Origin of the sequence: Streptomyces profundus, from assembly GCF_020740535.1 — a bacterium.
GTDB lineage: Bacteria > Actinomycetota > Actinomycetes > Streptomycetales > Streptomycetaceae > Streptomyces > Streptomyces profundus.
The window spans coordinates 4,246,992-4,266,210 of the sequence record NZ_CP082362.1; the positions used below are offsets into that span (position 1 = coordinate 4,246,992).

The window sequence follows — 19,219 nt, forward strand, 5'->3', positions numbered from 1 at the left end:
GGCCCGGTCACAGATGGGTGGTGAACCACTCCTCGACCTCGGACAGCAGGCGCAGCCGGCTCTCCTCGTCCTGGATGGTGTGGCCCTCGCCGGCCAGCTCCACGAGCCGGGTGGTGGCCCCGGCCGCCGACAGCGCGCGGTGCATCCGCCGGCTGTGGCCCACCTCGACCTTGCTGTCCTCGGTGCCGTGCACCAGCAGGGTCGCCGTGCTGGCCCCAACGGCCCTGTGCAGTGGTGAGACGGCGTCGTAGGGCGCGTCGTCGCTGAGGTCGGCGCCGGGGAAGAACCCGCGCCAGGCGGGCCCGAGGCGGGGGCTGCGGACCAGCGCCGCCATGTCGTAGATGCCCGCGCCGATGGCCGCGGCCCGGAAGCGGTTGGTGCGGGTCAGCGCCCAGCCCGCCAGATAGGCCCCGTAGCTCCAGCCGCCCACGCCGAGACGCGCCGGATCGGCGAGGCCAGCGGCCACCAGCTGGTCGACGCCGGCCAGGGTGTCGGCGAGCGGCAGCTCGGCCAGATCGCCACGGACGGCGTGGGTGTACGCCCAGTCCCGGCCGGTCGAGCCCCGGACGTTCGGGCAGAGCACCGCGAAGCCCCGGGCGGCGAGCAGCTGGCCCCAGTCGCTCCAGGAGCCGTGCCAGCCGTGGTGCCAGTGGTGGTGCGGGCCGCCGTGCAGCAGCACCACCGTGGGCAGCGCCAGGTCGGGCGGCGCGTCCGACGGCCGGATCAGCAGCCCGTCGACGCGTCGTCCGTCCCTGGCGCCCGGCCAGTGGATCTCCGCGACCCGTCCCAGCCGCTCGGTCCGCAGCGGCGGATGCGTCCGGGAGACCCGGCGGGCCGTGGGGCGGTCGAGGGAGAGGCTCCAGAGCTCCGGCGGCGCGGTGGGGCGCTGTGCCCGGAAGGCGATCGTGCCGCTCTCCGGCGCCACATCGAACCCGGGGTACGCACAGCCGGTCTCCACAAGCTCCCGCGCGCCCCCGGCGCGCGCCCCCGTCCGGTTGGGCGGGGGCACCTGGCGCAGCACGCCACGGACCCGGTGGAACGCCTGGACCAGGACGTCGTCGCCGCACCAGCGGGCCGCCAGCACGGTGCCGGGGCCCACGTCGGGCACCGGCCGGCCCTCGCCGGTGGCGAGATCGTGCCACCACAGGGAACAGCGGCCGTCCCCGTCGTCGTGCCCGTAGAGCACGCGGCGTCCGTCGGCCGACAGGTCGAGCAGCCGTTCCCGGCTGCCGGGCGCGCGGGCCTCGGCGGAGAGGAGCTCCGGCCCTCCGGGGAGCAGCCGCAACAGCGCGGGGCCGGCCTGGTCGGCCTGGTCGGCCTGGTGCGCGAGGTGCGCGACCACCACCACCCCGCCGTCCGGTGCGGCGGCGAGATCCCGCACATCGAGGTCGTCGCCGCTGATCTCCCGGCAGGCGCCGGTGTGTTGATCGACGGACACCACCCGGCCGCGTCCCGCCGCGCGGCGCAGCAGCAGGCAGGCCGTGGCCGTGGGGTGCAGCTGGCCGAGCTCCCCGGTGGGGAACGGCAGCCGGTGCTCGGTGTGCGGGCCGCCGGGCGGGCCGGCCAGTGTCAGGACGGCCTCGCCCGACGGGCCGGCCGCGAGCCAGGCGAGCCGCCCGTCCGGCAGCCAACGCGGCTGGACGTCCAGGACGTTCGTGGCCAGCGCCCGGCCCTCGGGCGGTCCGGAGGGGCCGTGCCAGCGCACCTCCCGACGGCCGCCCCGGTCGATGAGGGCGCAGACCGAGGCGCCGTCGGGCGAGAGCGCCGGCGGGCCGACCTCGGCCAGCCGGGCGAGGAGCCCGGCGGTCACATCGGTGCCGGTGGGCGCCGGCGGGAGGGCGGTGGGCAGGGTCACGGTCGGAGTCCTCACTGGCCGAGCAACGTCGTTTCGACATCGTCCAGGATCAGCTGGTTGGCCTGCGGCGATCCGCAGTTGAACCACCAGTCCGTGGAGACGACCGCCGTGTCGCCGCGCTCGACGGCGCCGAGGCGCTCCCAGAGCGGCTGGGCCGAGACGGTGTCGAACGCGGCCTCGGCGTCCTCCGGATTGCTGCCGGCGGCGCCGATCAGGTAGAAGACGAAGCTGGAGTCCGCCTGGGTCAGCTGCTCGGCGCCGACCTGGAGCGCGTTCTCCCCCTCCGGGGTCTCGTCGGCGCCCTGGAGGGTGAAGCCCAGGTCGCCCAGGACGCGGGTGGAGCAGTGGTCGGTGTAGACGCGGATGTCCTCGACCGAGCGGAACTGGAGCACGGTGACCGGCTCGTCGGTGACCCCGGTGTCCGCCAGCCGCGCCGCCATCTCCTCGGTACGGGCCGCGTAGTCGGCCAGCGCCACCTCGACCGCCTCCGAGATGCCCATCGCGTCGGCGGCGAGCCGGACCGTCTCCTCCCAGTTGGCGTGGTCGAGCGGCAGCGCGACGGTCGGGGCGATGGCGGACAGCTCGTCGTGGACGGGCTCGACGAACGACTCGACGCCCACGATCAGATCCGGCTCCAGCGCGTGGATGCCGGCGATGTCCAACTCGGTGAACCAGCCGACGTTCTCGGTGCCCTCGACCCGCGCCGCGTTGACGAACGGCGGGTGCGGGTCGCCGAACGGGAGGTGCGAGGTGCCGACGATCTCGACGTCGCCGAGGGCCGCCGTGGGAAGCGAGAAGTAGGGGTCGAGCGCGACGACCCTGGTCGGCTGGGCCGGCACGTCCTCGGCGACGCCAAGGGCGTGCTCGATGTCCCGCACCGACGACGAGGCGTCGTCCGAGGAGCCCTCCGCGGTGGTGTCGGTGTCGGAGCCGTTGTCGTCGTCGGAGCCCGAGCAGCCGGCGGCGCCCAGCAGGGCCAGGAAGGAGAGGCCGACGACCAGCCGGCGGGCGCGGCGGCCTCCGGACGGTCGGGACGGGGTGGCGGCACTGGACATGGGTTCTCCTTGGTCGTAGGGGGACGGAAGGGGGGCGCGGCCGTCACGAGAGCTCCTCGACGGCGCCGGCGGCGTCGCCGGGCACGGTCCGGCCGGGTCGGCGGCGTTCGGGTACGAACAGCGGGCGGCCGGTCACCGGATCGGTCAGGATGCGACAGTCCAGGTCGAAGACCGTTTGGACGAAGTCCTCGGTGACCACGGTCTCGGGAGCACCCTCGGCCAGCACCTGGCCGTCCCGCAGCGCCACCAGGTGGTGGGCGTGCCGGCACGCCTGGTTGAGGTCGTGCAGCACGACCACGATGGTGCGGTCGCCCCGGTCGTGCAGCTCTTCGAGCAGCTCCATGATCTCCACCTGGTACGCCACGTCCAGATAGGTGGTGGGCTCGTCCAGCAGCAGCACATCGGTCTCCTGCGCGATCGCCATGGCGATCCACACCCGCTGCCGCTGGCCGCCGGACAGCTCGTCCACATAGCGCCCGCGCAGCGATTCGGCGCCGGTGTCGCGCAGCGCCCCGGCCACCGCCGCCTCGTCCCGCTCCGACCACTGCGCCAGCCAACTCTGGTGCGGATAGCGGCCCCTGGCCACCAGGTCCTCCACCAGCAGCCCGGTGGGCGTCGCCGGGCTCTGCGCCAGCAGGCCGACCTGACGGGCCAGTTCCTTGGGCGGCAGCCGCCAGATGGAGCGTCCGTCGAGCAGGACCGTGCCGGCGGTCGGGCGCTGGAGCCGTGCGAGCGCCCGCAGCAGGGTCGACTTGCCACAGCCGTTGGGGCCGACGAGCGCCGTGATACGACCCGGCGGGATCGTCAGGTCGAGACCGTCGATCACCGGCGCGCCCTCGTAGGCGACGCTCGCCTCACGCACCTCAAGCAGGCCCATGTCAGGCCACCTCCCCATGGCGGTTGGCTCGGATCAGCAGATAGAGGAAGTAGGGGCCGCCCAGCAGCGGGGTGACCACGCCCAGCGGAAGGGTCACCGGGAAGGCGTGTTGGGCGATCAGGTCGGAGCCCAGCACCAGCGCCGCGCCGACCGCCATGGCCACCGGCAGCACCTCGGGGGTGTCCGCCCGGCACAGCCGCCGCGCCAGATGCGGCGCCAGAAAGGCCACAAAGGCGATCGGCCCGCAGACCGCCACCGCCCCCGCGGCCAGCAGCGTCGCGGTGACCAGCGCCGCGGCCCGGGTGGCGGTGGTCCGCACCCCGACGGAACGGGCCGCCTCCTCGCCGAGGCGGAGCGCCACCAGCGGCCGGCGCAGCGCCAGCGCGAGCGGCACCAGCAGGGCCAGCGTGACGCCGAGGAAGAGCGCCCGGTCGGAGTCAGCCCCGTAGAGCGAGCCGATCATCCACACCGTGGCGGCCTGCACCTGCTCGATATCGCCCTGGACCAGGGTGAAGGCGACGCCAGCCCGGCACAGCGCGTCGACGCCGATCCCGACCAGCACCAGACGGTAGGGCGACAGGCCACGGCCACGCGAGCAGAGCACCACCAGCAGCGCGGCGAGCAGCGCGCCGAGGAAGGCGCCATAGGGCAGGCTTGACCAGGAGCCGCCGAAGAGCACGAGGAAGCCCACCGCGACCAGGGCCGCGCCGCTGTTGACGCCGAGGATGTCGGGGGAGACCAGCGGATTGCGGGCGAAGCTCTGGAAGAGCGCCCCCGAGAGCCCCAGGGCCGCGCCGACCGCCAGCGCGCAGAGCACCCGGGGCAGCACGAACTCCCAGACCACCAGCCGCTCCCCGGCGTCGCCGCCGCCGGTCAGCGTGCGCACCACATCGCCCAGGTCGAGGCGCGGCGCGCCCAGCGTCACCCCGTACAGGGCGGTCAGGCAGAGCAGCGGCACGGCGCAGCCGACGACCAGCAGCGCCCTGGGGCGGAGCCGGCGGGAGAGGCCCCCCGCGCGGCCGAGACGCAGAACGAGCGGACGGTTCATCGCTTCACCTCTCCATCCGTCAGGTCGCCACCAGGCGGCGGCGCCGGGCGAGAAGCAGGAAGACCGGGGCGCCGACCACCGCCGTGCAGACGCCGACGAGGATCTCCCGGGGGGCCAGCAGCGACCGCGCGACGATGTCGGCGGCCACCATCAGGGCCGCGCCGTAGAGCGCGCAGTAGGCGAGCAGCCAGCGGTAGTCGTTGCCGGTGACCAGCCGCGCCATGTGCGGCACCACCAGGCCGACGAACGCGATCGGGCCGGCCAGGGCGACCGCGCCGCCGGCCAGCAGCACCACGGCCACCGCCAGCAGCAGCCGCAGCCGCGCCACCCGCAGGCCCAGCGCCCGCGCCTGGTCCTCACCGAGCACCAACACGTTCACCGCGCGGGCCGCGCCGGCGGCGATCACCAGACCCAGCAGCACATGGGGCAGGACCGGCCAGAGCACATCGAGGCCGCGCCCCGCGAGGGAGCCGACCATCCAGAACCGCATCTGGTCCAGGCTCCGTTGGTCGAGCACCAGGATCGTCGAGGTCACCGAGGAGAAGAGCGCGGCCAGCACCGCGCCCGCCAGGGTGACCTTGACCGGCGTCATGCCGCCCGCCCCGGCGGCGCCGACGGCGTAGACCGCGACGGCGGCCAACGCCGCGCCGCCGAACGCGAACCACACATAGCCGGCGGGGGTGGCGACGCCGAACGCCAGGATGGCGGTCACCACCGCCAGACAGGCGCCGGCGTTCACCCCGAGGATGCCGGGGTCGGCCAGCGGGTTGCGGGTGACGGCCTGCATCAGCGCCCCGGCCGTGGCCAGCGCGGCGCCCACGGTCATCGCGAGGGCGAGGCGGGGCAGCCGGATGCCGCTGACCCGCGCGTGCTGGACGGTGTCCTCGGCGCCGGCCAGCGCCTGCCAGACGGTGCCGGGGCCGATGAACTCGCTGCCCACCATCAGGCCGCAGGCCAGCAGGGCCGGTAGCAGCAGCAGCCCGAGGAGCAGGCCGATGACGCGGGCACTTCGCGTCGGTGGGGTTCTTCGCGTCGGTGGGGTTCTTCGCGGACTTCGCGTTTGGAGAGTCTTCTCAGCGGCTGCCGTCTGGGCGGGGCGCGCCGGCCGCGCCGGCATGTCGCGATCCCCCACAGCGCACATGCGCTAGTCCCCCCGGTTGAAACAGAGTTAAGGCAAGGCTTACCTTAACGGCTCCGCCGGGGTGTCGCAGCGCCGGTGCTTCGCGTAAGTGAACAACCGGTGAGGGGGTTTGGGGCGGAGTGCCCAGGCTGCCGGGTTTTCGTCGCGCGGGCCTCAGACGTGGAACGCCGCCAACACCGCCAGCGCCTCGGCCAGTTCGCGCCGGGCGCGGCCCTCGTCCGGCGCCTGCTGGATGGCGCGGGCGAGATCGTGGCCCGTCACCGCGATCTGGTCGCCCACCGCCCACGGGCCGGCGTCGGGGACGCGCCGGGTTCCGCCGTAGGGGCGCTCCAGCAGCTGGGCCCTGCGGGTGAGTTCGTCGGCCAGCGCCCGGCCCTCGGCCGCCGCGCCGCGCCGCAGGCGGCTCTCCGGCAGCCGCCGCACCCGCTCGACGGCCCGCTCCAGCGCCGCTTCCAGCTGGCCCGTGTCCACCGTGGTCATGATCGCTTCCCCGCCCTCGTGGGGTCGGAGCATCCCACGAGCCGGGCCCCCGTCAGTCGCCGGCCTTGGACGAGGCCACCACGCGGTCGGCCAGCAGGTAGACGTTCTCCTCGTCGCCGCAGGAGAACGTCAGCGTGTAGGCGCCCGAGACGGCGGAGCCGCCCATCAGCACCGGGGGTTCGCCGCAGCGCAGGGATTCGGCCAGCCGTTCGGCGGCCTCCTGGTGGCTGGGGCTGAGGCAGAGCGTGGTGCCGTCGGCGAAGAGGAACACGTCCAACGTGCCCAGCGGCCCGGGACGCACATCGGTCAGCGGGACGCGGGACTCGGCGAGCCGGGAGAGCCGGTCGGCCGTGTACCCCGGATCGTGGGGGCGCGGACGCCCACCCGACGCGGAGCGGTCCACGGGCTCCCCCGAGAGCGTGAAGCCGGGGTGCGAGGGGTGCCGGCGGCGGGCGGCGGCCAGCTCGGGCGACTCCTCGCCGTCCTGGTCGCGCGGCGACTGCGGCGGCGGCTCGACGAGGCCCTCCCCGGCGTCCAGGGGTCCCTCGTCCTCCTGGCGCGGGATGAAGACGGCGCCCTCGCCGGCGTTCGGCGGCAGCGCGGAGTCGCTCAGCAGATAGCGCTCCAGCAGCGCGTCCAGCAGCTCCTCGTCCGCGTCGGCCACCACATAGCTCAGGCCCCGGCCGGCCAGCAGCGACCCCGGGCCCTGATCCTCCTTGGCGTCCTGCTCGGCCCAGTACGCCCGGGCCTCGGCCAGCTCGCGCTCCCGCTCGTCGGCCAGCGCCCTGGCGACGGCACCCCGGATCTGCTCGGGTGGCAACTCCGCTCTCGCCTCCGGCACCCCGGCCTGGCCGACGGCCACTTCGGAGCGCAGCTCGGCCACCTCCTCGCGCAGCGCGCGCACGGTGTACAGGGCCAGGGCGCCCAGGGCTACGGCGGTGCCTGAGGTCACCAGCAGGATGACGGATATGGCGCTCACGGACTCGCTCCCAGTGCTGTTGGTCCCTGACTTCTTATCCCAGGTTTCCGGGGCGCGGACACGGCGTGCAGTGCAAAACGTCATGAAGTGGACAGGTATTTGGTCCTTTACGCGCCCCCCTGAAGTCCCTGACCTGCGATTCCATCGCGTGGACCGGCGTGGATCACATCCCGGGCCCGCTTCGGTATCGCCCGGATATACCGACCGGCGGACGCCCTTACGCCGGCGTGCGCCCCCCGGCGGAGTGCTCTGGAGGGGCGCCTGGGTCAGCTGAGGCGCTCCAGCACCATGGCCATGCCCTGCCCGCCCCCCACGCACATGGTCTCAAGACCGAACTGCTTGTCGTGCCAGCTCAGCGAGTTGATCAACGTGGAGGTGATCCGGGCGCCCGTCATGCCGAACGGGTGGCCGACGGCGATGGCGCCACCGTTCACGTTGAGCCGGTCGATGTCGATGCCGAGCTCGCGGTAGGAGGGGATCACCTGCGCGGCGAACGCCTCGTTGATCTCCACCAGATCGATGTCGTCGACCGTCAGCCCGGCGTTGGCCAGCGCGCGTCGGGACGCCTCGACCGGCCCAAGACCCATGATCTCGGGCGAGAGCCCGGAGACGCCCGTGGCGACCACCCGGGCCAGCGGTGTGATGCCCAGCTCCCTGGCCCTGGTGTCGGACATCACCACCAGGGCCGCCGCCCCGTCGTTCAGCGGGCAGCAGTTGCCGGCCGTGACCAGGCCGTCCGGGCGGAAGACGGGCCGCAGCGCGGCGACCGCGTCCAGCGTGACCCCGGCGCGCGGGCCGTCGTCCGCGCTGACCACCGTGCCGTCCGGGGTGGTGACCGGGGTGATCTCCCGCTGCCAGAAGCCGTCGGCGATGGCGCGCTCGGCGAGGTTCTGCGAGCGCACCCCGAAGGCGTCCATCTCGGCGCGGCTGATCCCCTTGTGGCGGGCGAGGTTCTCCGCCGTCTGCCCCATCGCGACGTAGACGTCGGGCAGTTGGCCGTCCTCGCGCGGATCGTGCCAGCCCTCGCCGCCGTGCTCGGCGCGCCGCGCGGTGCGGGCCTCGGCCTCGGCGAAGAGCGGGTTGTGCGTCTCGGGAGCCTCCCTGACCAGCCGGGAGACCGTCTCGACGCCGGCCGAGACGAAGACGTCGCCCTCGCCGGCCCGGATCGCGTGCATCGCCATCCGGGTGGTCTGGAGCGAGGAGGCGCAGTAGCGGGTGATGGTGCAGCCGGGCAGCCGGTCGAGCCCGAGCTGGACGGCCACCACCCGGCCGAGGTTGCTTCCCTGCTCGCCGGAGGGGGTGCCGCAGCCGAGCATCAGATCGTCGATATCGGCCGGATCCAGCTGGGGCACCTGATCCAGCGCGGCGCGCACCACCTGCGCCGTCAGGTCATCCGGGCGCAACTCCTTGAGCGAGCCCTTGGCCGCGCGTCCGATGGGCGAGCGGGCCGCTGAGACGATGACTGCTTCGGGCACGGCTTCCTCCGGGGACGGACCGTCCTCCGCGGGACGGTGTGGCGAGACGGGCGGGTGCCGGTGTGGCGCGCCCTCCCCCGAAGTTACCCGCAGGTAGTCGCCCTGTCACGGGCTCGCCTGCCGGCTCCGTCCCGTCCCGCGCGCCCGCGACGCCGTCTCGCTCGCCCCACCGGGCTCCCGCACGCCCTCGGGCGCCTCCTGGGGCAGCGCGCGCCGGCGGTGGCGCTTGAGGAGCGCCCAGGGCGCGCGTCGGTTGCCGCGCTCCGCCGAGCTGACCTCCGTGCCCCCTTCGAGCACCGCGCGCGCCGCCGCCCGATCCACCGGGAGCAGCCGCTCGCGGCGCGGCAGCCCCGGGCGCCGCTCCTCCGGCCAGACGCCCAACGCGGCGCAGAGCGTGGGCAGTACGGCCATAGCCGCGGTGGCGTAGCCGGCCGCCGACGGGTGGTAGCGGTCCGGGCCGAACAACTCGCGCGGATAGGCGGCGAACTCGGGGCCCAGCAGCGTGCCCAGCGAGACCGTGCGCCCTCCGAGCTCCACCACCGCGATGGTCTGGGCCGCGGCCAACTGCCGGCAGAGCCGCCGGGCCACCCAGCGCAACGGCTGCCCGACCGGCTCGACCGAACCCAGATCCGGGCAGGTGCCCACCACCACCTGACAGCCGGCGGTGCGCAACCGGGAGACCGCGTCGGAGAGATGGCGCACCGACTGCGCCGGCGAGACCCGCCCGGTGATGTCGTTGGCGCCGATCATCACCACGCTCACATCCGGCACCGGGGCCCGCCCCGGCTCCGTGAGCAGCAGCGACACCTGACGCTCCAGATCGTGGGACCTGGCCCCGGAGAGCGCCACGCTGTGCAGTTCGACCGGACGCTCGGAGACGGCGGCCAGGCCCGAGGCCAACAGCGCCCCCGGCGTCTGGCGCGCCTGGTCGACGCCGAGCCCGGCGGCCGTGGAGTCGCCCAGGATGGCCAGCCGCCAGGGCACGCCGTTCGACGGGGCGAAGGCCGTGCCGTACACGCCGTCGGCCACCGGCGGTTCGTCGCTGCCGGCTCCGTCGACCACCTGCCGCCTGGCGTACCGCGCCTCGGTGAGCAGCAGCCCCACGGCCGCGCCCCCCAGCAGGCTGATGCCGCCGCCCCCGTAGGCCGCAGCCGTCGCGATTCTTCGTGCCACCCGCGCCCTGGACATTCCTGGCAACTGCCTCTCGTCGTCGCACCCCGTCACTTGTGTGGTGCCCAACACGACCCGCCGCGCAACGCAATAGGGTGCTGTTCCATCGCCGTCAACAGCGGAAGAACCCCCCTGATATGCGGAGACCCAGGTGCAGTATCACGAGTCGATGATCGAACTGATCGGCAACACCCCGCTGGTCAGACTCAACCGAGTGACCGAGGGCATCGAGGCCACCGTGCTCGCGAAGGTCGAGTACTTCAATCCCGGCGGGTCGGTGAAGGACCGGATCGCCGTGCGGATGATCGAGGCCGCCGAACGCTCGGGAGCCCTGCGCCCCGGAGGCGTGATCGTGGAGCCCACCTCGGGCAACACCGGCGTCGGACTGGCCATCGTGGCCCAACGGAAGGGCTACCACTGCGTCTTCGTCTGCCCGGACAAGGTCTCCACCGACAAGATCAACGTGCTGCGGGCCTACGGCGCCGACGTGGTGGTCTGCCCCACCGCGGTCGACCCCGAACACCCTGACTCCTACTACAACGTGTCGGACCGGCTGGTCAGGGAGACCCCGGGAGCCTGGAAGCCGGACCAGTACAGCAATCCGGACAACCCCCGTTCCCACTACGAGACCACGGGCCCCGAGCTCTGGACCCAGACCGAGGGCCGGATCACCCACTTCGTCGCCGGCGTCGGCACCGGCGGCACCATCTCGGGCACCGGTCGCTACCTCAAGGAGGTCAGCGAGGGACGGGTGCGGGTGGTCGGCGCCGATCCGGAGGGCTCGGTCTACTCCGGCGGATCGGGCCGGCCCTACCTGGTCGAGGGCGTCGGCGAGGACTTCTGGCCCGACGCCTACGACCGTGGGGTCGCGGACGAGATCGTCGCCGTCTCGGACAAGGACTCCTTCCAGATGACCCGCCGGCTGGCCCGCGAGGAGGGCCTGCTGGTCGGCGGCTCCTGCGGGATGGCCGTGGTGGGCGCGCTGGAGGTGGCCAGCCGGCTCGGTCCCGACGATGTGGTGGTGGTGCTCCTGCCGGACAGCGGGCGCGGCTATCTGAGCAAGATCTTCAACGACGAGTGGATGGCCGACTACGGCTTCCTTGAGGGCGGCGAGCCGGCCACCCGCGTCGCCGACGTGCTGCGCGGCAAGGACGGCGGCCTTCCGTCCCTGGTGCACATGCACCCGGACGAGACGGTGGGCGAGGCGATCGAGGTGCTGCGCGAGTACGGCGTCTCCCAGATGCCGGTGGTCAAGCCGGGGGCGGGGCACCCCGATGTGATGGCCGCCGAGATCGTCGGCTCGGTCGTCGAACGGGAGCTGCTGGACGCGCTGTTCGCCCAGCGGGCCGCCCTGGACGACCAGCTGGACAAGCATCTGAGCGCACCGCTGCCGCATGTCGGCTCGGGCGAGCCGATCGCCGACCTGATGGCCACCCTGCAGGACGCGGACGCCGCCGTGGTGCTGGTGGACGGCAAGCCGGCCGGGGTGGTCAGCCGCCAGGACCTGCTCGCGTTCCTGGCCGGGAAGAGCTGAGCGGGGCACGCCGCCGACGGGCGCGCGGAGCGGGGCCTCGCCGGAGGCCGCCGAGGCCGCCGCGCGCCTGGTCGCCCAACGGAACCCGAAGTGTCACGGCCGGGCAACGCGTCGTTAACACCGCTCCGGCAGAGTTCTTGGTGTCGGCACCAAGGACCTCCGGAGCGGCTCCCGGACCTCCCTGGTCGCCCGGACACGAGGCCCCGACCCGGCCCGTGTCCCTGCGGGGACCGCCGTCGTCCCGCCCTCGGCCTCGTGCCGGGGTGCGGCGGTCCCCGCACACCACTTCCCCGGCCCGTGGGCCCCGCAGGGCCCCGTGGGGCCCCGTGGGCTAGTCCCAGTCGGACTTCTTCTGCTCCTCGCCCCCGCGCAGCATGGAGTGCCCCAGGAAGCAGGCGTTGACGCCGACCACGCCCGTCCAGCAGACCAGAAGGCCGGCGAGACCGGTCTGGGCCGCGGCGATGGCGGACAGCGGGATGGCCAGCACCAGGGAGAGCGCCGCGAGGCCGAAGGCGACGCCCGGGCCCTGCGTGTCGACGCTGCCGGGGGGCCGGCCGCCCCTCGCGATCACCATCTGCTGCTCGGCGACCTGACGTCGCACCCGCTTGTCCACCGTGCTGTCGATGCGCTGCTCGACCTTCTCCAGGAACGAGTCCACCAGCTCGGACTCGTACCCCTCGCCCAGCTCCCTACGCGTCTGCACGGCGGCTTCGAGATCCCTTTTCAGGTCGGTGTCTCGGTTCAGCTCCGGATCGCGCCCACTCGTCATACGGCCACGCTACGGCGCCTCGCGGCCGGCCCGCACTAGGGGTAACCCCCCATTCGTCCCGTGGGCCACCCCGAGGCCGCCGCCGACGCCCGGGCCCGCTGTCGGTGCCGCTGCCTAGACTGACGCGGTGAGTGAGGCGAGCGCGCGCTTGGCAGGGCTGTTCGACGGGCATCGGCTGACCCCGACCCAACGGCGCATCGCGCAGGTGGTCGTGCGGCGGGCCGAGGAGGCGCCGTTCCTGTCCAGCGTCGAGTTGGCCGAGCTGGCGGGGGTGAGCCAGCCCTCGGTCACCCGGTTCGCCGTGGCGCTCGGCTTCGATGGCTATCCGGCGCTCAGGCGGCGGCTGCGCGAGGCGCTGCGCGACGGCCGGGGCGGCGCCGCCGGGCGGGACGGCGCCGAGCCGAACGTCTACCAGCAGGCGGTGCTCGCCGAGATCGAGCAGCTGCGGCGGCTGGTGTCCTGGCTCGGGGATCCGGAGCGCCTTGAGCGCGCCGGCCGGCTGCTCGCGGCGTCCCGGCCGCTGCCGGTGCTGGGGCTGCGCGCCGCCTCGGCGGAGGCGGGTGGCTTCGCCTACTTCGCGGCCAAGGTGCATCCGGATGTGCGCCTGCTGGACCAGGGCGGCTCGCTGCTGGCGGACCGCATCGAGCAGGCGGCCGACGCCGGGGCCACGGCGCTGCTGTGCTTCGCGCTGCCCCGCTACCCGCGCGAGCTGGTCGAGGCCCTGGCGGTGGCGCGGGCCTCGGGGCTCGCCCTGGTGACGGTGGCGGACAGCGTGTTGGCGCCCGTCGCCGATCCTTCGGATCTGCTGTTCACCGCCCCGGTGAGCACCGCGCTCTCGTTCGACACGGCCTGCGCGCCGATGCTGCTGGGGCGCGCGTTGCTCGAGGCGATGTGCGACGCGCTGCCGGCCGCCCAGACCCGTCTTGAGCGCTTCGACGCCAGGGCGGCCGACCGGCGGGTCTTCTGGGACTGACGCCCCCCGCCGCTGCGTTCGGGCCTACAGCGATCCGCCGGACTCCTCGACGAGCTCCTCCAGGGTCTGCGCGCGCCGCAGCGGCGTGAACACGGCGGGCCCCGCGCCGTCCACGGTGAAGCCGTAGACGGCGGGTCGCGGCAGCGCGTTGTAGCCGAACGGGGTGGAGAAGTAGTAGGCGCCGGTGTCCAGCAGGGCCACCAGATCGCCGGGGCGCAGCCGGGGCAGCGGACGGTCGATGGCGACCAGGTCGCCGGCGAAGCAGCAGGGCCCCGCGACGTCCTGACGCTGGATCGGCCCGGCGCCGGGCTCGCCCTTCGCGTCGTAGACGGCCACCCGCAGCGGCCAGGAGGCCGGCGCGAACACGGTGCGCACCGCGACCTGCGCGCCGGCGTGCGTGACCGCGATCGGGCGCCCGCCGGCCTCCTTGGTGTACTCGACCCTGGCCACCACCGCGCCCGCCTTGGCCAGCAGCGACCGGCCGAACTCGGTGACCAGTCCGTAGCGGCCGTCGAACAGCCCGGGGACGGTGTCCCGCAACAGGCGGGCGTACTCGGCGAAGCTGGGCGTGACCTCGTCGGAGTCGAAGTTGACGGGCAGCCCGCCGCCGATGTCCAGGGTGTCGATCCGTCGCTCGCCGGCCGCGGCGTTGACCTCCTCGGCCAGTTCGTAGCTCTCCCGCACGCCCTCGGCCATCCGGGCGAGGGCCATGCCCTGCGAGCCCACGTGGCAGTGCAGCCGGGTCAGCCAGGGGCGGTCGAGGAAGGCGCGCACCACCCAGTCGCGCGCTCCCGGATCGCGCAGCGCGATGCCGAACTTGCTGGTCGCGGTCGCGGTGCTCATCGCGTCGATGGTGCCGCCGCCCAGCTGCGGGTTGATCCGCAGGCCCAGCGGACCGTGTCCAGGGTGCGCCGGCAGCAGGGCGTCCAGCCGGGCGAGTTCCTGCGGGTTGTCGGCGTTCATGGCGATGCCGAGGCGCAGCGCCTGACGCAGCTCCGTCTCGGTCTTGGCGGGCGAGTCGAGCACGATGCGGTCGGGGGCGAGCCCGGCGCGCTGGGCCAGGGCCAGCTCTCCGAGGCTGGCCACCTCGCTGCCGATGCCGAACCCGTCCAGCAGGCGCAGCACCGGCACCAGGGTGCCGGCCTTGACCGCGAAGGTGTGCAGGACCGGCTGACCGGGCGCGGTGACCGCATCGAAGGCAGCATGGAGAGCGGTGGTGGTCTCCTGGACGCTCCTGAGGTCGAGCAGGGCGGCCAGGGGCTGGTCGTCGGTGAGAAGGCCGTGGGCGAGCAGGGCCCGTACGGCGTGGTCGCGTCGGCTCGGAGGCTCCATACGTCCAGCGAAACACGCCGGGCGGCGTGGCGGCAGGGAGCACAACGGGACGGAGCGGACCACGACGGGCCGAACCCCGGGCGGTCACGGACAATTGCTGACTGAAAGTATTCAGCCTTAGAGTGGGTGAATATCCCGACCACATCGGGGAGGCGTGGGTCATGGCAGGACCAGCGGCATCGGCGGAGTCGAAGCGACCAACGGGGCCCAGACCCGTACGCGCGGCCACCGGGACCCGGCTCTCGGCGCGGGGCTGGCCCCAGGAGGCCGCGCTCCGCATGTTGCAGAACAACCTCGACCCCGAGGTGGCCGAACACCCGGACCAGCTGGTGGTGTACGGCGGAACGGGGAAGGCCGCCAGGGACTGGCGCTCCTTCGACGCCATCGTGGCCACCCTGCGCACCCTGCGGGACGACGAGACGCTGCTGGTGCAGTCGGGCCGGCCGGTGGGCGTGCTGACCACCCACGAGTGGGCCCCCAGGGTGCTGATCGCCAACTCGAACCTGGTCGGGGACTGGGCCAACTGGGAGGAGTTCCGCCGCCTGGAGCGGCTCGGCCTCACCATGTACGGGCAGATGACGGCCGGCTCCTGGATCTACATCGGCACCCAGGGCATCCTCCAGGGCACCTACGAGACGTTCGCCGCCGTGGCCGCCAAGCGGTTCGGCGGCAGCCTCGCCGGCACCCTCACGCTCACCGCCGGGCTGGGCGGCATGGGCGGCGCCCAGCCGCTCGCGGTGACCATGAACGGCGGGGTCGCGCTCTGCGTGGACTGCGACCCCAGGGCCATCGTCCGGCGCATCGAGCACGGCTTCCTCGATGTCGAGGCCACCTCCCTGGACGAGGCGCTGTCGCTGGCCGAGCGGGCGCGGCAGGAGCGCAGGGCGCTCTCCATCGGGCTGCTGGGGAACGCGGCCGACGTGCTGCCGCAGGTGCTCTCGATGGGGGCGCCGGTCGACATCGTCACCGACCAGACGAGCGCCCACGACCCGTTGAGCTACCTTCCCTCCGGCGTCGAGCTCTCGGAGATGGCGGACCTCGCCGCCCGGCGCCCGGCCGAGTTCACCGAGCGGGCCAGGGAGTCGATGGCCCGTCATGTGGCGGCCATGGTCGGCTTCCAGGACGCGGGCGCCGAGGTCTTCGACTACGGCAACTCCATCCGGGGGGAGGCCCAACTCGCCGGGTACGAGAGGGCCTTCGCCTTCCCCGGGTTTGTCCCCGCCTACATCAGGCCGCTGTTCTGCGAGGGGCAGGGGCCGTTCCGCTGGGCCGCGCTGAGCGGTGACCCCGGGGACATCGCCAAGACGGACCGCGCGGTGCTCGACCTCTTCCCCGAGAACGAGTCCCTCGCCCGCTGGCTGCGGCTGGCGGGGGAGCGGGTGCGCTTCCAGGGGCTGCCGGCGCGGATCTGCTGGCTGGGACACGGCGAACGCGCCAAGGCGGGGGAGCGGTTCAACGAGATGGTCGCCTCGGGCGAGTTGGCGGCGCCGGTGGTGATCGGCAGGGACCATCTGGACTGCGGCTCGGTCGCCTCGCCCTATCGGGAGACCGAGGGGATGCTCGACGGCTCGGACGCCATCGCCGACTGGCCCATGCTCAACGCGATGGTCAACGTCGCCTCCGGGGCCTCCTGGGTCTCGCTGCACCACGGCGGCGGCGTGGGCATGGGGCGCTCCCTGCACGCGGGGCAGGTCACCGTGGCCGACGGCACCCGGCTGGCCGGGGAGAAGCTCCACCGGGTCCTCACCAACGACCCGGGCATGGGCGTCATCCGCCATGTCGACGCCGGGTACGAGCGGGCCGAGGAGGTCGCCGAACGGGACGGGGTGCGCGTGCCGATGCGGGAGACCGCGCCGCCGGCTGACCAGCCGGATCGGCCGGCCGGGGCGGCGCGATGACGGCGGCGCGGCCCGCCGAGGGCGCGGGGGCCCGGGCCGACTCGGGCGCCGAGGCGTTCGCCGCGCTGTGGGAGGGGCTCGCCCCCATCGGACGGCATCCGACGACCGGCGGCTACCGCCGCTACGCCTGGACGGCGGCGGACGCGGAGCTGCGCGCCTGGTTCCGCGCCCAGGCGGAGGCGCGCGGACTGGCCCACGAGGTGGACCGCAACGGCAACCAGTGGGCGTGGCTGGGCGATCCGGCGCTGGGCGACGCCGTGGTCACCGGCTCCCATCTGGACTCGGTGCCGGACGGCGGCGCCTTCGACGGCCCGCTCGGCGTGGCCTCGGCGTTCGCCGCGCTGGACGTGCTGCGGGCCCGGGGACGCACCGGCCGCAGGCCGCTGGGCGTGGTGGCCTTCGCCGACGAGGAGGGCGCCAGGTTCGGGGTGGCCTGTGTCGGCTCCCGGCTGGCCGTGGGCGCGCTGGAGCCCGAGCGGGCCCGGGCGCTGCGGGACGCGGGAGGGACCAGCCTGGCCGACGCCATGAGCGCCGCCGGACACGATCCGGCCGGGATCGGGCCCGACCCCGAACGCCTCGCCCGGATCGGGGTGTTCATCGAGCTCCATGTCGAACAGGGGCGGGCGCTGGCCGATGTGGACCGGGCGGTGGGCGTCGGCTCGCTGATCTGGCCGCATGGCCGCTGGCGGTTCGACTTCCACGGCGAGGCCAACCACGCGGGCACCACGCGCCTGGTGGACCGCAGGGACCCCATGCTGACCTATGCGCACACCGTGCTGGCCGCCCGCAAGCGCGCCAGGCTCGGCGGCGCCCTCGCCACCTTCGGCAAGGTCGCCGTGGAGCCGGGCGGGGTCAACGCGATCCCGTCCCAGGTGACCGGCTGGCTGGACGCGCGGGCGCCCGAGGCCGACGCCCTGGAGCAACTGGTCGCCGCCATCGAGGAGACCGCCAGGAACCGGGCCGGCAGGGACGGCGTGCGGCTGGGCGTGACCAGGGAGTCCCACACCGGCGCGCAGCGCTTCTCCCCGGCGCTTCGGGACAGCCTCGCCGCCCTCCTGGACGACGCGCCCGTGCTCCCCACCGGGGCGGGGCACGACGCCGGCATCCTCTCCGCCGTGCTGCCCACGGCCATGCTCTATGTGCGCAATCCGACCGGGGTCTCCCACGCGCCGGCGGAGCACGCCGACCAACAGGACTGCGTGGCCGGAGTCGCCGCGCTCGCCGAGGTGTTGGAGGGATTGGTATGTCGCTGACCGCGCAGACGTACTGGGCCGAACACGCTTCGCTCGGCGGCGTGGTGGAGCCGGGCGTGGTGATCGCCACGGCCGTCGACGGCACCATCACGGAGGTGCGCCCCGGCGTGCCGGCACCGCCCGTCGGCGCCGTCTCGCTGCGCGGTCTCACCATCCCCGGCCTCGCCAACGTGCACAGCCACGCCTTCCACCGCGCCCTGCGCGCCAGCGCCCAGGTCGGCGCCGGCACCTTCTGGACCTGGCGCAACGCCATGTACGAACTCTCCTCTCTGCTGGACCCCGACGGCTACCACGCCCTGGCCCGCGCCGTGTACGCCGAGATGGCCCTGGCCGGCATCACCTGCGTGGGCGAGTTCCACTACCTGCACCACCAGCGGGACGGCACGCCCTACGGGAACCCCAACGCCATGGGCGAGGCCCTGATCGCGGCGGCGGCCGACGCCGGCATCCGTATCACCCTCCTCGACACCTGCTATCTGGCCGCCGGCTTCGGCCAGCCCCCGAGCCGCTCCCAACTGCGCTTCTCCGACCGGACGGCGGATGCCTGGGCGGATCGCGCCGAAGCGCTGCGCGGCACCGATGTCGCCCGGATCGGGGCGGCCATCCACTCGGTGCGGGCCGTTCCCGCCGAGGCCCTGGCCACCGTGGCCGACTGGGCCGCCCAGCGGGAGCGCCCACTGCATGTCCACCTCTCCGAACAGCCCAGGGAGAACGAGGAGTGCCAGGCGGCACATGGCCGCACCCCCACCCAACTCCTCGCTGACCACGGCGTGTTGACCCGACGCACCACCGCCGTGCACGCGACCCATCTGGAGCCGGGCGATCTGGCCCTGCTCGGCGGCGCCGGGACCGGCGCCTGCCTGTGCCCCACCACGGAACGCGACCTCGCGGACGGCATCGGCCCGGCCGGCCAGCTGCGCGGCGCCGGCTGCCCGTTGAGCCTGGGCAGCGACAGCCATGCCGTGATCGACATCCTTGAGGAGGCGCGCGCCCTGGAGACGGGCGAACGCCTGCGCAGCCACGTCCGGGGACACTTCACCGCCGACCAACTGCTGCGCGCCGCCACCGAGCAGGGGCACGCGGCCCTGGGCTGGCCCGAGGCCGGCCGGCTGGAGGCGGGGGCGCTCGCGGACTTCGCCACCATCTCCCTGGACACCGTGCGCACCGCGGGCCCGCCGCCCCGCCTCGCCGTCCAGGCGGCGATCTTCGCGGCGACCGCCGCCGATGTGCGGCACACCGTGGTGGGCGGGCGGCACATCGTCCGCCATGGCAGCCACCAGCTGGTGCACGACACCTCACGCGCGCTGCGCCGTGCCATCGCCGGTGTCCACGCCAACCTCTGACCGTGGCGGGGCCGGCGGCGACACCCCGGGCCCCACC

16 protein-coding genes are annotated in these 19,219 nt (G+C 74.1%); 5 read left to right on the forward strand and 11 right to left on the reverse strand.

Annotation, left to right across the window (positions count from 1 at the left end; translation table 11 throughout):
- Nucleotides 1-7: 7 nt before the first annotated feature.
- From K4G22_RS18820 to K4G22_RS18860, 9 genes are all read right to left on the reverse strand, one after another.
- Complete coding sequence (locus K4G22_RS18820) at nt 8-1,855, reverse strand: S9 family peptidase (RefSeq protein ID WP_228081450.1); 1,848 nt, start codon at nt 1,853-1,855, stop codon at nt 8-10.
- An 11-nt stretch (nt 1,856-1,866) separates the two neighbouring features.
- Nucleotides 1,867-2,910: an iron-siderophore ABC transporter substrate-binding protein gene (locus K4G22_RS18825; RefSeq protein ID WP_228081451.1), complete on the reverse strand. Its 1,044-nt coding sequence runs from the start codon at nt 2,908-2,910 to the stop codon at nt 1,867-1,869.
- Between the two features lie 43 nt (nt 2,911-2,953).
- A complete protein-coding gene (locus tag K4G22_RS18830; RefSeq protein ID WP_228081452.1) occupies nt 2,954-3,787 on the reverse strand; it encodes an ABC transporter ATP-binding protein in 834 nt (277 codons plus the stop codon).
- A 1-nt stretch (nt 3,788) separates the two neighbouring features.
- Nucleotides 3,789-4,835 carry a FecCD family ABC transporter permease gene (locus tag K4G22_RS18835; RefSeq protein ID WP_228081453.1) on the reverse strand — a complete coding sequence of 349 codons (1,047 nt, stop codon included), beginning with the start codon at nt 4,833-4,835 and terminating at the stop codon, nt 3,789-3,791.
- Between the two features lie 19 nt (nt 4,836-4,854).
- The gene (locus K4G22_RS18840) at nt 4,855-5,976 is read right to left on the reverse strand and encodes a FecCD family ABC transporter permease (RefSeq protein WP_322785110.1); all 1,122 of its coding nucleotides are present in this window, start codon (nt 5,974-5,976) and stop codon (nt 4,855-4,857) included.
- 153 nt (nt 5,977-6,129) lie between these two features.
- Nucleotides 6,130-6,456: a hypothetical protein gene (locus K4G22_RS18845; RefSeq protein ID WP_228081455.1), complete on the reverse strand. Its 327-nt coding sequence runs from the start codon at nt 6,454-6,456 to the stop codon at nt 6,130-6,132.
- A 52-nt stretch (nt 6,457-6,508) separates the two neighbouring features.
- Entirely contained in the window at nt 6,509-7,435 is a 927-nt protein-coding gene (locus K4G22_RS18850) for a hypothetical protein (RefSeq protein WP_228081456.1), read from the reverse strand.
- A 266-nt stretch (nt 7,436-7,701) separates the two neighbouring features.
- Nucleotides 7,702-8,910, reverse strand: a complete 1,209-nt coding sequence (locus K4G22_RS18855) for an acetyl-CoA C-acetyltransferase (RefSeq protein WP_228081457.1) — start codon at nt 8,908-8,910, stop codon at nt 7,702-7,704.
- A 105-nt stretch (nt 8,911-9,015) separates the two neighbouring features.
- Nucleotides 9,016-10,098 carry an SGNH/GDSL hydrolase family protein gene (locus K4G22_RS18860; RefSeq protein WP_228081458.1) on the reverse strand — a complete coding sequence of 361 codons (1,083 nt, stop codon included), beginning with the start codon at nt 10,096-10,098 and terminating at the stop codon, nt 9,016-9,018.
- 133 nt (nt 10,099-10,231) lie between these two features.
- Here K4G22_RS18860 and K4G22_RS18865 point away from each other — a divergent pair, with 133 nt between their 5' ends.
- Nucleotides 10,232-11,614, forward strand: coding sequence for a cystathionine beta-synthase (locus K4G22_RS18865; protein WP_228081459.1), 1,383 nt, complete (start codon nt 10,232-10,234; stop codon nt 11,612-11,614).
- A gap of 331 nt (nt 11,615-11,945) precedes the next feature.
- Here K4G22_RS18865 and K4G22_RS18870 read toward each other — a convergent pair whose 3' ends face one another.
- The gene (locus K4G22_RS18870; RefSeq protein WP_228081460.1) at nt 11,946-12,383 is read right to left on the reverse strand and encodes a hypothetical protein; all 438 of its coding nucleotides are present in this window, start codon (nt 12,381-12,383) and stop codon (nt 11,946-11,948) included.
- 127 nt (nt 12,384-12,510) lie between these two features.
- Here K4G22_RS18870 and K4G22_RS18875 point away from each other — a divergent pair, with 127 nt between their 5' ends.
- Nucleotides 12,511-13,356, forward strand: a complete 846-nt coding sequence (locus tag K4G22_RS18875; protein ID WP_228081461.1) for a MurR/RpiR family transcriptional regulator — start codon at nt 12,511-12,513, stop codon at nt 13,354-13,356.
- 24 nt (nt 13,357-13,380) lie between these two features.
- Here K4G22_RS18875 and K4G22_RS18880 read toward each other — a convergent pair whose 3' ends face one another.
- A complete protein-coding gene (locus K4G22_RS18880) occupies nt 13,381-14,688 on the reverse strand; it encodes a type III PLP-dependent enzyme domain-containing protein (protein ID WP_228081462.1) in 1,308 nt (435 codons plus the stop codon).
- A 161-nt stretch (nt 14,689-14,849) separates the two neighbouring features.
- Between K4G22_RS18880 and hutU the strand changes: the two genes are divergently transcribed.
- The 3 genes from hutU to K4G22_RS18895 are packed head-to-tail and all read left to right on the forward strand — an operon-like array spanning nt 14,850 to nt 19,182.
- Nucleotides 14,850-16,586, forward strand: coding sequence for a urocanate hydratase (gene hutU / locus K4G22_RS18885; RefSeq protein ID WP_228081463.1), 1,737 nt, complete (start codon nt 14,850-14,852; stop codon nt 16,584-16,586).
- Nucleotides 16,583-17,839, forward strand: a complete 1,257-nt coding sequence (locus K4G22_RS18890) for an allantoate amidohydrolase (RefSeq protein WP_228081464.1) — start codon at nt 16,583-16,585, stop codon at nt 17,837-17,839. The genes hutU and K4G22_RS18890 overlap by 4 nt, the downstream gene beginning before the upstream one ends.
- Entirely contained in the window at nt 17,830-19,182 is a 1,353-nt protein-coding gene (locus K4G22_RS18895; protein WP_228081465.1) for a formimidoylglutamate deiminase, read from the forward strand. Before K4G22_RS18890 ends, K4G22_RS18895 begins: the two co-directional genes overlap by 10 nt.
- Nucleotides 19,183-19,219: the final 37 nt, after the last annotated feature.